Raw genomic sequence first — 12,583 nt, forward strand, 5'->3', positions numbered from 1 at the left:
GGGCTGATGTCTGAATTTGTTACGGTAGCTCGCCCCTACGCCAAAGCAGCTTTTGACTTTGCTATCGAACACCAAAATGTCGATCGCTGGCAGAATATGCTGGCGTTTGCCGCTGAGGTGACGAAAAACGAACAAATGGCCGAGTTGCTTTCCGGTGCGTTAGCGCCTGAAACTCTCGCCGCGTCGTTTATCGCCGTGTGCGGAGAGCAACTGGATGCCAACGGCCAGAACCTGATTAAGGTGATGGCAGAAAATGGTCGTCTCCGTGTGCTCCCGGATGTTCTCGAGCAGTTTGAGCACTTACGTGCCCTTAGTGAAGCAACAGCTGAAGTCGAAGTGACTTCAGCGACTGAACTGAGTGATGAACAGCTTGCGAAAATCACCGCCGCGATGGAAAAACGTCTGTCACGCAAAGTTAAGCTGAATTGCAAAATCGATAAGTCTGTAATGGCAGGCGTAATCATCCGCTCGGGTGATATGGTCATTGATGGCAGCGTACGCGGCCGTCTTGAACGCCTTGCAGACGTCTTGCAGTCTTAAGGGGACTGGAGCATGCAACTGAATTCCACCGAAATCAGCGAACTGATCAAGCAGCGCATTGCTCAGTTCAATGTTGTGAGCGAAGCTCACAATGAAGGTACTATTGTTTCTGTAAGTGACGGTGTTATCCGCATCCACGGCCTGGCCGATTGTATGCAGGGTGAGATGATTTCCCTGCCGGGTAACCGTTACGCTATCGCACTGAACCTGGAGCGCGACTCCGTAGGTGCGGTTGTGATGGGTCCATACGCTGACCTCGCCGAAGGCATGAAGGTTAAGTGTACTGGCCGTATTCTGGAAGTGCCGGTTGGCCGTGGCCTGCTGGGCCGCGTTGTTAACACCCTGGGTGCGCCAATCGACGGTAAAGGTCCGGTTGAGCACGATGGCTTCTCTCCAATCGAAGTTATCGCACCAGGCGTTATCGATCGTCAGTCCGTCGATCAGCCTGTTCAGACAGGCTATAAGTCTGTTGACGCCATGATCCCAATCGGTCGTGGTCAGCGTGAACTGATCATCGGTGACCGTCAGACCGGTAAAACCGCGATGGCAATCGACGCCATCATCAACCAGCGTGACTCCGGCATCAAATGTGTGTACGTGGCTATCGGCCAGAAAGCGTCCACCATTTCTAACGTGGTTCGTAAACTGGAAGAGCACGGCGCGCTGTCTAACACCATCGTGGTTGTGGCTACCGCTTCTGAATCTGCTGCACTGCAATACCTGGCGCCATACGCGGGTTGCGCAATGGGCGAATACTTCCGTGACCGCGGTGAAGATGCACTGATCGTATACGATGACCTGTCTAAACAGGCTGTTGCTTATCGTCAGGTTTCCCTGCTGCTCCGTCGTCCACCAGGACGTGAAGCATTCCCGGGCGACGTATTCTACCTCCACTCTCGTCTGCTGGAGCGTGCTTCCCGCGTTAACGCGGAATACGTCGAGAACTTCACCAAAGGTGAAGTGAAGGGTAAAACGGGCTCTCTGACCGCACTGCCGATCATTGAAACCCAGGCGGGTGACGTTTCTGCGTTCGTTCCGACCAACGTAATCTCCATTACCGATGGTCAGATCTTCCTGGAAACCAACCTGTTTAACTCCGGTATTCGTCCGGCGGTTAACCCGGGTATCTCCGTATCCCGTGTTGGTGGTGCTGCTCAGACCAAGATCATCAAGAAACTGTCCGGTGGTATCCGTACCGCGCTGGCACAGTATCGTGAACTGGCTGCGTTCTCTCAGTTCGCATCCGATCTGGACGAAGCAACCCGTAAACAGCTGAGCCACGGTCAGAAAGTGACCGAGCTGCTGAAGCAGAAACAGTACGCACCAATGTCTGTTGCTCAGCAGGGCCTGGTACTGTTCGCGGCTGAACGCGGTTACCTCGAAGATGTGGAACTGGCGAAAATCGGTAGCTTCGAAGCCGCTCTGCTGGCTTACGTCGACCGTGATCACGCTCCGCTGATGCAAGAGATCAACCAGACCGGTGGCTATAACGACGAAATCGAAGGCAAGCTGAAAGCTATCCTCGATTCCTTCAAAGCAACCCAATCCTGGTAATCGTCCGGCGGCTTGTCTCAGGACAAGCCGCCTGGCATTGAGGAGAAGCTCATGGCCGGCGCAAAAGAGATACGTAGTAAGATCGCAAGCGTCCAGAACACGCAAAAGATCACTAAAGCGATGGAGATGGTCGCCGCTTCCAAAATGCGTAAATCGCAGGATCGCATGGCGGCCAGCCGTCCTTATGCAGAGACCATGCGCAAAGTGATTGGTCACCTTGCAAACGGTAATCTGGAATACAAGCACCCTTACCTGGAAGAACGCGACGTTAAGCGCGTGGGCTACCTGGTGGTGTCGACTGACCGTGGTCTGTGTGGCGGCTTGAACATTAACCTGTTCAAAAAACTGCTGGCGGATATGAAAGGCTGGTCCGATAAAGGCGTTCAGTGCGATCTGGCACTGATTGGCTCTAAAGGCGTCTCTTTCTTTAACTCCGTTGGTGGCAACATTGTCGCTCAGGTGACCGGTATGGGTGATAACCCGTCCCTGTCCGAACTTATCGGCCCGGTTAAAGTGATGTTGCAGGCCTATGATGAAGGCCGTCTGGACAGACTGTACGTTGTCAGCAACAAATTTATTAACACCATGTCTCAGGTGCCTACGATCACTCAGATGCTGCCTTTACCGGCATCAGAAGATGACGAGTTGAAGCAGAAAGCCTGGGATTACCTGTATGAACCCGATCCGAAACCGCTGCTGGATACCCTGCTGCGTCGTTACGTTGAATCTCAGGTTTATCAGGGCGTTGTAGAAAACCTGGCCAGCGAGCAGGCCGCACGAATGGTGGCGATGAAAGCCGCGACCGATAATGGCGGCAGCCTGATTAAAGAGCTGCAGTTGGTTTACAACAAAGCTCGTCAGGCCAGCATTACTCAGGAACTCACCGAGATTGTCTCGGGGGCCGCCGCGGTTTAACCAGGTTTACGAATTACGTAGAGGATTCAAGATGGCTACTGGAAAGATTGTCCAGGTAATCGGCGCCGTGGTGGACGTCGAGTTCCCTCAGGACGCCGTACCACGCGTGTACGACGCGCTTGAGGTACAGAATGGTAACGAGAGCCTGGTGCTGGAAGTTCAGCAGCAGCTCGGCGGCGGTATCGTGCGTACCATCGCGATGGGTTCTTCCGACGGTCTGCGTCGTGGTCTGGAAGTGAAAGACCTTGAGCACCCGATCGAAGTGCCTGTAGGTAAAGCAACACTGGGTCGTATCATGAACGTATTGGGTCAGCCAATCGACATGAAAGGCGACATCGGTGAAGAAGAGCGTTGGGCTATCCACCGCGCGGCACCTTCCTACGAAGAGCTGTCAAGCTCTCAGGAACTGCTGGAAACCGGCATCAAAGTTATCGACCTGATGTGTCCGTTTGCGAAGGGCGGTAAAGTTGGTCTGTTCGGTGGTGCGGGTGTAGGTAAAACCGTAAACATGATGGAGCTGATCCGTAACATCGCGATCGAGCACTCCGGTTACTCTGTGTTTGCGGGCGTAGGTGAACGTACTCGTGAGGGTAACGACTTCTACCACGAAATGACCGACTCTAACGTTCTGGACAAAGTATCCCTGGTTTACGGCCAGATGAACGAGCCACCAGGAAACCGTCTGCGCGTTGCGCTGACTGGTCTGACGATGGCTGAGAAGTTCCGTGACGAAGGCCGTGACGTTCTGCTGTTCGTTGATAACATCTATCGTTACACCCTGGCCGGTACTGAAGTATCTGCACTGCTGGGTCGTATGCCTTCAGCGGTAGGTTATCAGCCTACGCTGGCGGAAGAGATGGGTGTTCTTCAGGAACGTATCACCTCTACCAAAACCGGTTCTATCACCTCCGTTCAGGCGGTATACGTACCTGCGGATGACTTGACTGACCCATCACCAGCCACCACCTTTGCGCACTTAGATGCAACCGTGGTACTGAGCCGTCAGATCGCGTCTCTGGGTATCTACCCGGCCGTTGACCCGCTGGACTCCACCAGCCGTCAGCTGGATCCACTGGTTGTGGGTCAGGAACACTACGACACCGCGCGTGGCGTACAGTCCCTGCTGCAGCGTTACCAGGAACTGAAAGACATCATCGCCATCCTGGGTATGGATGAGCTGTCTGAAGAAGACAAACTGGTGGTAGCACGTGCGCGTAAGATCCAGCGCTTCCTGTCCCAGCCGTTCTTCGTTGCGGAAGTATTCACCGGTTCTCCGGGTAAATACGTTTCCCTGAAAGACACCATCCGTGGCTTTAAAGGCATCATGGAAGGCGAATACGATCACCTGCCAGAGCAGGCGTTCTACATGGTTGGTTCCATCGAAGAAGCAGTGGAAAAAGCCAAAAAACTTTAACGCCTTAATCGGAGGGTGATATGGCAATGACTTACCACCTGGATGTCGTCAGCGCAGAGCAACAAATGTTCTCTGGTCTGGTCGAGAAAATCCAGGTAACGGGTAGTGAAGGTGAACTGGGTATTTTCCCGGGTCACGCACCGCTGCTCACCGCCATTAAGCCTGGTATGATCCGCATCGTTAAACAGTTCGGTCATGAAGAGTTTATCTATCTGTCCGGCGGCATTCTTGAAGTGCAGCCAGGCAGTGTGACCGTTCTGGCCGATACCGCTATTCGTGGCCAGGATCTCGACGAAGCACGAGCCCTGGAATCGAAGCGTAAGGCTGAAGAGCACATTAGCAGCTCTCATGGTGACGTGGATTACGCTCAGGCGTCTGCGGAGCTGGCCAAAGCGATCGCGAAACTGCGCGTTATCGAGTTGACCAAAAAAGCGATGTAACACCGGCTTGAAAAGCTCAAAAGCCAGTCTGTATACCAGGCTGGCTTTTTTTTTGTGCCTTAATTCATGATGAAAAAGATGTAGAATTTTAAGCATCAAACGTTTTTACTTCTCACTTAAATTACCGTCAGGATGCGTATGTCAAACAGTGCGATGAGCGTGGTGATCCTTGCCGCTGGCAAAGGTACCCGCATGTATTCCGATCTGCCTAAAGTGCTTCACCGTCTGGCAGGAAAGCCAATGGTGCAGCATGTCATTGATGCAGCGAATGAACTGGGGGCCCGCCAGGTCCATCTGGTTTATGGACACGGTGGCGATCTGCTTAAAAAGGCGCTGAGCGATGACGCGCTCAACTGGGTGCTCCAGGCTGAACAACTGGGTACTGGCCATGCAATGCAGCAGGCCGCCCCTTTCTTTGCCGATGACGAAGACATCCTGATGCTCTACGGAGACGTCCCGCTGATCTCCGTCGAGACGCTGACTCGCCTGCGTGCAGCCAAGCCGCAGGGCGGCATCGGTTTATTAACCGTCGTGCTGGACGACCCAACAGGCTATGGCCGTATCACGCGTGAGAACGGCCACGTAACGGGTATCGTTGAACACAAAGACGCCAGCGATGAACAGCGTCAGATTCAGGAGATCAACACCGGTATCCTGATTGCCAATGGCGCAGATATGAAGCGCTGGCTGTCGAAGCTCAATAACAACAACGCGCAGGGTGAGTACTACATCACCGATATCATTGCGATGGCGTACCACGAAGGGCGTGAAATTGCCGCCGTTCATCCGGCGCGCATCAGTGAAACGGACGGCGTGAATAACCGTCTGCAGCTTTCTCGTCTCGAGCGCATTTATCAGTCTGAGCAGGCCGAAAAGCTGCTGCTGGCCGGCGTAATGCTGCGCGATCCAGCGCGTTTCGATCTGCGCGGGACCTTGTCGCACGGGCGAGATGTTGAGATTGATACTAACGTTATCCTTGAAGGCAACGTTCAGCTTGGCAACCGCGTCAAAATTGGCGCCGGCTGTGTGATCAAAAACAGCGTCATCGGTGACGACTGCGAAATTAGCCCGTACAGCGTGGTTGAAGATGCTCATCTGGACGCGGCGTGTACTATCGGTCCGTTTGCGCGTCTGCGTCCAGGTGCTGAGCTGCTGGAAGGCGCTCACGTAGGCAACTTCGTGGAAATGAAAAAAGCGCGTCTGGGGAAAGGCTCGAAAGCCGGTCATCTGACCTATCTGGGTGACGCAGAAATTGGCGACAACGTGAATATTGGTGCAGGAACCATTACCTGTAACTATGACGGTGCCAACAAGTTCAAAACCATTATCGGCGACGACGTGTTTGTGGGTTCTGACACGCAGCTGGTGGCGCCTGTCACCGTAGGTAACGGCGTGACCATTGCCGCCGGGACGACCGTGACGCGTGACGTGGCGGATAACGAGTTAGTGTTAAGCCGCGTGCCGCAGGTGCACAAGCAGGGCTGGAAACGCCCGGTGAAGAAGAAGTAACAACAAGGCGGGTGGCGCTACGCTTACCCGCCCTACCATTGAGTTTGCCTGATAAGGCGTAGCCGTCATCAGGCAAATCCGGGTGAGGAGATAAATATATATCTCCCCCCACAAGCAGTACCCATAACTATAACCCCACTCTCTACAAGGCTCGGGGTGCCCGGAAAGGGCAAATACAGGTCAGCGACAACGCAGGCATCATGCCTAAATTCGGAATCTAAAATATGTGTGGAATTGTTGGCGCAGTTGCGCAGCGTGATATTGCTGAAATCCTTCTCGAAGGTTTACGTCGTCTGGAATACCGTGGTTATGACTCTGCCGGTCTGGCTGTCGTAGATGCAGAAGGTCATATGACCCGTCTGCGCCGCCTGGGTAAAGTGCAGATGCTGGCCCAGGCTGCGGAAGAACATCCGCTGCACGGCGGGACGGGTATTGCGCACACCCGCTGGGCGACGCACGGTGAACCATCCGAAGGTAACGCCCACCCGCATGTGTCTGAACACATCGTGGTCGTCCATAACGGCATTATCGAAAACCACGAACCCCTGCGAGAAGAACTGAAAGCGCGCGGTTATACCTTTGTCTCAGAAACCGACACCGAAGTGATTGCTCACCTGGTGCACTGGGAGCTGGCACAGGGCGGCACGCTCCGTGAAGCGGTACTGCGCGCTATTCCTCAGCTGCGCGGTGCGTACGGTACGGTAATCATGGATTCCCGCGACTCGTCCACGCTGCTGGCCGCGCGTTCCGGTAGCCCAATGGTTATCGGTCTGGGGATGGGGGAAAACTTCATCGCCTCCGATCAGCTGGCACTTCTGCCAGTGACCCGCCGCTTTATCTTCCTGGAAGAGGGAGATATCGCGGAAGTGACTCGCCGCAGCGTGACCGTCTTCGATACCAAAGGCGAGCAGGTTAAGCGTCAGGAGATCGAATCGAATCTGCAGTACGATGCGGGCGATAAAGGTGCGTACCGTCATTACATGCAGAAAGAGATTTACGAGCAGCCAAACGCGATCAAAAACACCCTAACCGGGCGCATTAGCCACGGCGAGGTGGATCTGAGCGAACTGGGTGCCAATGCCAATGAACTGCTCGGCAAGGTTGAGCATATTCAGATCGTCGCCTGTGGCACCTCCTACAACTCCGGTATGGTCTCTCGCTACTGGTTTGAATCCCTGGCGGGTGTGCCGTGCGACGTGGAAATCGCGTCTGAATTCCGCTATCGCAAATCCGCTGTGCGTCGCAACAGCCTGATGATCACCTTGTCTCAGTCCGGTGAAACGGCAGATACCCTGGCAGCGCTGCGTCTTTCTAAAGAGCTGGGTTACCTGGGCTCTCTGGCCATCTGTAACGTTCCAGGTTCTTCACTGGTGCGCGAGTCCGATCTGGCGTTGATGACCAAAGCGGGCACCGAAATTGGCGTCGCCTCTACTAAAGCGTTTACCACTCAGTTGACGGTTCTGCTGATGCTGGTGGCGAAGCTGGCGCGCCTGAAAGGTGAAGATGCTTCCGTTGAGCACGACATCGTTCACGGGCTGCAGGCGCTGCCGAGCCGTATTGAGCAGATGCTGTCTCAGGACAAACGTATTGAAGCGCTGGCGGAAGATTTCTCTGACAAACATCACGCCCTGTTCCTGGGCCGTGGCGATCAGTATCCGATCGCGCTGGAAGGCGCGCTGAAGCTGAAAGAGATCTCCTACATTCACGCTGAAGCTTATGCGGCAGGCGAGCTGAAACACGGCCCTCTGGCGCTGATTGATGCGGATATGCCGGTCATCGTTGTTGCACCAAACAACGAACTGCTGGAAAAACTGAAATCCAACATCGAAGAAGTGCGCGCTCGCGGCGGTGTCCTGTACGTCTTCGCTGATAAAGATGCCGGTTTTGCCAGCAGCGACAATATGCACATCATCGAAATGCCGCATGTCGAAGAGGTGATTGCACCGATCTTCTACACTGTTCCGCTGCAGCTGTTGGCTTATCACGTGGCGCTGATCAAAGGCACTGACGTTGACCAGCCGCGTAACCTGGCGAAATCGGTCACGGTTGAATAATTTTATATATTGAAGTGAAATAGCCCCATAAATCTATGATTGTGGGGCTATTTTTTGATCGGTAAATATAAATTTACTCTGAAAATATAATTCTGGAATAATAGAGATATATAAATCCTGGTAGAATTAATCCTGTTTTTTTAAATATAATATTATATTAAGACCTCATTTCATCCTGAACTATTCCATATTCGGCAGGCGAGAATAATAGAATAATATTTCTTCTTGTTATTTTTTATTTTAAAGAGTTTAATGCTCTTCGCTTGTATGCCCTGAAGTATTTATCAGGGAAATAGTATTTTGCAATGTATAATTCAGGATGGTGTTGTAATGAAAGGAAATACGTTAAAGAGCATTGTTGTGCTTTCCTCTTTATTTTTCGGTGCCCAGACACATGCGGCCAATGGCAATGGTACTGTCCATTTCACGGGCGAAATTATCGATAGTACCTGTGAGGTGTCTACCGGTACTAAAGACCAGACCGTTGATTTAGGCAAAGTGAATAAATTAACGTTTACCGGCGTGGGGTCAATGGCGTCGGTTCAGGCATTCCAGATTGATCTGCTGAACTGCCCGGATACCTACAAAAAAGCCAGCGCCCGTTTTGACGGCACCGAAGACGGTGACGGGTACCTGAAGCTGTCTTCTGGCGGGGCGAGTGGCGTTGCGATTGCAATTTATAACCGCGCCGATAACAGTCTGCTTAAGCTTTACAATCAGTCTACGCCTGCCACTATTTCATCCGGCAAGGCGTCGTTGCCATTTATGGCTCGCTATATCGCCACGTCTGCAACCGTAACGGCGGGCACTGCCAATGCGGATTCGGAATTTACGATTACATACAGTAATTAATTCCTTCAATCTCTTTCTGTAAAAAAATAATCAGGCCTGGTGAGGTTGGGTTTGTTGCGCCCTTTTATCGGAAATTATCCAGGCCTGTTACAGGATATAATATGCGCAGGCGTTTTATAATTTTATTTGTTGCTCTTCTTTTCTCATTCGCTACCGGGACGTCAAGTGCCGGGATTGTTATTGGTGGCACCCGCGTTATCTTCCCTGGAAATAAAGCAGATACCACCCTCTCTGTCTTAAATAAAGATACGGCACTGCCTTACCTTCTTCAGGCATGGGTTGAGCCTTTTAACAATGCGGATAAGCACCAGCCGCCCTTTACGGTTATTCCTCCCGTCTCCCGGCTGGAACCCGGCCAGGAGCGTGTCCTGCGTATCATTAAAACTCAGGGCGAATTACCGTCTGACAGGGAGTCTGTGTTTTGGCTGAATATTAAAAATATTCCCCCGTCGACAACCGAAGAAAGCAGCAAGCTGGAAATTGCCATCAAAACGCGCATTAAACTCTTCTGGCGTCCGGCGGGTGTTAAGGAAACGCCTGAAACAGCCGCTCTGAAAGTGAAATGGCAACGGCAGGGCAGCATGCTGGTGGTCACCAACCCGACGGCCATTCACGTCAATGTGATCGACGTGGCTATTGATGGCAAGCCGCTCGACCTGGCGATGATAATGCCGTTTGAGACACGTCGGCTGGCGCTGCCTGCTGGCGTGAGCAACATGCTCACCTGGCACAGTATTAATGATTACGGCGCGATTAGCGACGCTATTCAGCAACCTCTTTAACCGCGGCGGGGTTGCTTGTATTGAAACGTTTTCACTCTTTGATTTTATCCCTGCTGTGGCTGGGAGGAAGCTATCCGCTTCTCGTCAGTGCCACACGACCACTCTTTAACGTGCGTCTGCTGGAGCTTGATCGGCCCATTGAGGTCGATATCAGCCAGTTCAATCGCCCGGATAACCTTCCTGAAGGAGAATATCAGGTTGATATCTATGTGAACGATCGATTCATTGCGCGCAGGGCGGTGCGTTTTTTCCGCCACGATCCGGAGAGTGCGTTGGCGCCTTGTTTTGTGGATGTAAAAAACACGCTGGCGATGTTTGGCCTGAAAGTGAACGCGATTAAAACGCTGGATACGGTGAATGCTGAAGGTTGTGAACCGGTGCCGGTGCTGCCTGGCGCGAAATGGACGCTGGACAGCGAAAAGCTCGCGCTGAAGGCGTCGATCCCGCAGGTCTATCTGGACGCCACGGCGCGTGACGCCATTTCGCCCTCGCGCTGGGATCAGGGTATTGACGCTTTGATGCTGAACTACGATTTCTCCACGACCCAGACGCTGAAGTCAGACTATGACAGTGACGATCTTTACTACCTGAATTTACGCAGCGGGCTGAATATTGGCGGATGGCGCCTGCGTAACTATAGCGCCTTAAATGCGGTCAACAGCCGCGGTAACGTTCGTTCGCTGAGCACGTACTTACAGCATGATATTGCCAGCCTGCGCAGCCAGGCCATGGCGGGCGATACGTGGACCGCGAGCGATCTCTTCGACAGTTCACAGGTGCGCGGCGTGCGTCTGTACACCGACAGCGACATGCTCCCCGATAGCCAGAACGGTTTTGCGCCGGTGGTGCGCGGCGTGGCGAAAACCAACGCCGTGGTCACCATCCGCCAGAATGGCTACATGATTTATCAGTCGGCCGTGCCGCAGGGGCCGTTTGCGTTGACCGATCTCAACACCACCTCAAGCGGCGGAGATCTGGACGTCTCCATCAAAGAGGAAGACGGCAGCGAGCAGCATTTTGTTCAGCCTTACGCATCTCTGGCAATTTTGCGTCGGGAGGGGCAAACGGATGTGGACATCAGCATTGGTGAGCGTCGTGATAACGATCGGTTTATGCCAGAGGTGATGCAGGCACAGGTATTGCACGGAATGGCGTGGGGAATGACGCTGTATGGTGGCACGCAGCTGGCAGACGATTACCGCGCGTTTGCCGCCGGCATTGGTAAAGATCTCGGCAATATCGGCGCTATTTCGATGGATATCACCCATGCCCAATCGCACTTTACGGACGATGACGAGCAGGGGCAATCCTGGCGTTTTCTGTACTCAAAAACGTTCGACGTCAGCAATACCAGCCTGCGTATTGTAGGTTATCGCTATTCAACGGAAGGGTTTTACACCCTGGGCGAATGGGCATCGCGCACGGGCGATAGCGAGAACTTCTGGCATACGGGCAACCGCCGCAGCCGGGTAGAAGGCACCTGGACCCAACCGTTTTCCGAGGGGTACGGTAATGTCTATCTTACGCTGAGCCGGGAGCAATTCTGGCGTACGGACGATGTGCAGCGCCTGATACAGATAGGCTACAGCAACAGCTGGAAGCAGGTGGTGTGGAACCTGTCGTGGAACTATACCGATACGGTGTCTGACAGCATGGGAGAGTGGCAACAAGAAGATGAAAGCGAGCATCTCGTTATGCTGTCGCTGTCTCTGCCGCTTTCGGCCTGGTTACCCAACAGCTACGTCAACTACAACTACGCCCACAGTAACCATGGCACACCTTCCCACCAGATTGGGTTGAACGGCAATCTGCTCGACGATAACAATCTGAGCTGGAACATACAGCAGTCCGAGTATGAAAACCGCGGCACCTCGGCGGGAAATGCGGGTCTGGTCTGGGATGCGTCCTACGGCTCGCTAAAGACGAATTATGCCTGGAGCGACGAAAGCCAGAGCCTGAACTACGGCGTCAGCGGCGGCGTGTTGATCCACGACGAAGGCATCACCTTCTCGCAGGAGATGGGCGAAACGGTGGCGCTAATCAAAGCGCCTGGTGCGGCAGGGTTATCGGTAGATAACGCCAGCGGCGTTGCCACCGACTGGCGCGGCTACACCGTGAAGACGCAGCTTTCACCCTACGATGAGAACCGTATTGCGCTTCAGAATAAGGATTTTGTTTCAGGCAACGTTGAGCTGGAACGCAGCGTGCAAAACCTGGTACCTACGCGTGGCGCGGTGGTGAAAGCCGAGTTTGTTACGCACATCGGCTATCGGGTGCTGTTTAACGTTTCACTTGCGAACGGCAAGCCTGCACCGTTTGGTGCGGTGGGTACCGCTGCGCTTGATGTGGGAAGCGCAACGGGAATTGTCGGTGACAAAGGTGAACTCTATCTCGCCGGTATGCCCGAATCGGGGCAATTTTCGCTGACGCTCAGCAGCGGCAAGGCCTGTCTGGCTGATTATCACATCCATCAGAAACCTGATTCCGGGCTGGTGCAACTGCCTGTCATTTGTCGATAAAGGA

At 53.4% G+C, this 12,583-nt stretch carries 10 protein-coding genes; all 10 read left to right on the top strand.

The annotated features are described in order from the left end of the window. Positions 1-6 precede the first annotated feature (6 nt). The 10 genes from atpH to BFV64_RS23525 all read left to right on the top strand — a co-directional run bounded on the left by atpH (position 7) and on the right by BFV64_RS23525 (position 12,579). Positions 7-540: a F0F1 ATP synthase subunit delta gene (atpH, locus tag BFV64_RS23480; RefSeq protein WP_008500192.1), complete on the top strand. Its 534-nt coding sequence runs from the start codon at positions 7-9 to the stop codon at positions 538-540. Between the two features lie 12 nt (positions 541-552). Then, a complete protein-coding gene (gene atpA / locus BFV64_RS23485) occupies positions 553-2,094 on the top strand; it encodes a F0F1 ATP synthase subunit alpha (protein ID WP_003862367.1) in 1,542 nt (513 codons plus the stop codon). Positions 2,095-2,145: 51 nt separating this feature from the next. Continuing rightward, the gene (gene atpG, locus BFV64_RS23490; protein ID WP_014881884.1) at positions 2,146-3,009 is read left to right on the top strand and encodes a F0F1 ATP synthase subunit gamma; all 864 of its coding nucleotides are present in this window, start codon (positions 2,146-2,148) and stop codon (positions 3,007-3,009) included. 31 nt (positions 3,010-3,040) lie between these two features. Further along, positions 3,041-4,423 (top strand): F0F1 ATP synthase subunit beta, encoded by a 1,383-nt coding sequence (atpD, locus tag BFV64_RS23495; RefSeq protein WP_003862362.1) that lies wholly within the window; start codon positions 3,041-3,043, stop codon positions 4,421-4,423. Between the two features lie 20 nt (positions 4,424-4,443). After that, positions 4,444-4,863: a F0F1 ATP synthase subunit epsilon gene (locus tag BFV64_RS23500; RefSeq protein ID WP_006177560.1), complete on the top strand. Its 420-nt coding sequence runs from the start codon at positions 4,444-4,446 to the stop codon at positions 4,861-4,863. 138 nt (positions 4,864-5,001) lie between these two features. Next, positions 5,002-6,372: a bifunctional UDP-N-acetylglucosamine diphosphorylase/glucosamine-1-phosphate N-acetyltransferase GlmU gene (gene glmU, locus BFV64_RS23505; RefSeq protein ID WP_045134506.1), complete on the top strand. Its 1,371-nt coding sequence runs from the start codon at positions 5,002-5,004 to the stop codon at positions 6,370-6,372. 224 nt (positions 6,373-6,596) lie between these two features. Further along, the gene (glmS, locus tag BFV64_RS23510; protein WP_045134505.1) at positions 6,597-8,426 is read left to right on the top strand and encodes a glutamine--fructose-6-phosphate transaminase (isomerizing); all 1,830 of its coding nucleotides are present in this window, start codon (positions 6,597-6,599) and stop codon (positions 8,424-8,426) included. 330 nt (positions 8,427-8,756) lie between these two features. After that, positions 8,757-9,278 carry a fimbrial protein gene (locus BFV64_RS23515; protein ID WP_063667051.1) on the top strand — a complete coding sequence of 174 codons (522 nt, stop codon included), beginning with the start codon at positions 8,757-8,759 and terminating at the stop codon, positions 9,276-9,278. Positions 9,279-9,379: 101 nt separating this feature from the next. Beyond that, positions 9,380-10,060, top strand: coding sequence for a fimbria/pilus periplasmic chaperone (locus tag BFV64_RS23520; protein ID WP_023336494.1), 681 nt, complete (start codon positions 9,380-9,382; stop codon positions 10,058-10,060). Positions 10,061-10,101: 41 nt separating this feature from the next. Further along, complete coding sequence (locus BFV64_RS23525; protein ID WP_392389256.1) at positions 10,102-12,579, top strand: fimbria/pilus outer membrane usher protein; 2,478 nt, start codon at positions 10,102-10,104, stop codon at positions 12,577-12,579. Positions 12,580-12,583: the final 4 nt, after the last annotated feature.

The organism is Enterobacter kobei (genome assembly GCF_001729765.1).
GTDB lineage: Bacteria > Pseudomonadota > Gammaproteobacteria > Enterobacterales > Enterobacteriaceae > Enterobacter > Enterobacter kobei.

Excerpts from the sequence above, each read along its gene's own strand:
- atpH (WP_008500192.1), top strand. The coding sequence starts at position 7 with ATGTCTGAATTTGTTACGGTAGCTCGCCCCTACGCCAAAGCAGCTTTT.
- atpA (WP_003862367.1), top strand. The coding sequence starts at position 553 with ATGCAACTGAATTCCACCGAAATCAGCGAACTGATCAAGCAGCGCATT.
- atpG (WP_014881884.1), top strand. The coding sequence starts at position 2,146 with ATGGCCGGCGCAAAAGAGATACGTAGTAAGATCGCAAGCGTCCAGAAC.
- atpD (WP_003862362.1), top strand. The coding sequence starts at position 3,041 with ATGGCTACTGGAAAGATTGTCCAGGTAATCGGCGCCGTGGTGGACGTC.
- BFV64_RS23500 (WP_006177560.1), top strand. The coding sequence starts at position 4,444 with ATGGCAATGACTTACCACCTGGATGTCGTCAGCGCAGAGCAACAAATG.
- glmU (WP_045134506.1), top strand. The coding sequence starts at position 5,002 with ATGTCAAACAGTGCGATGAGCGTGGTGATCCTTGCCGCTGGCAAAGGT.
- glmS (WP_045134505.1), top strand. The coding sequence starts at position 6,597 with ATGTGTGGAATTGTTGGCGCAGTTGCGCAGCGTGATATTGCTGAAATC.
- BFV64_RS23515 (WP_063667051.1), top strand. The coding sequence starts at position 8,757 with ATGAAAGGAAATACGTTAAAGAGCATTGTTGTGCTTTCCTCTTTATTT.
- BFV64_RS23520 (WP_023336494.1), top strand. The coding sequence starts at position 9,380 with ATGCGCAGGCGTTTTATAATTTTATTTGTTGCTCTTCTTTTCTCATTC.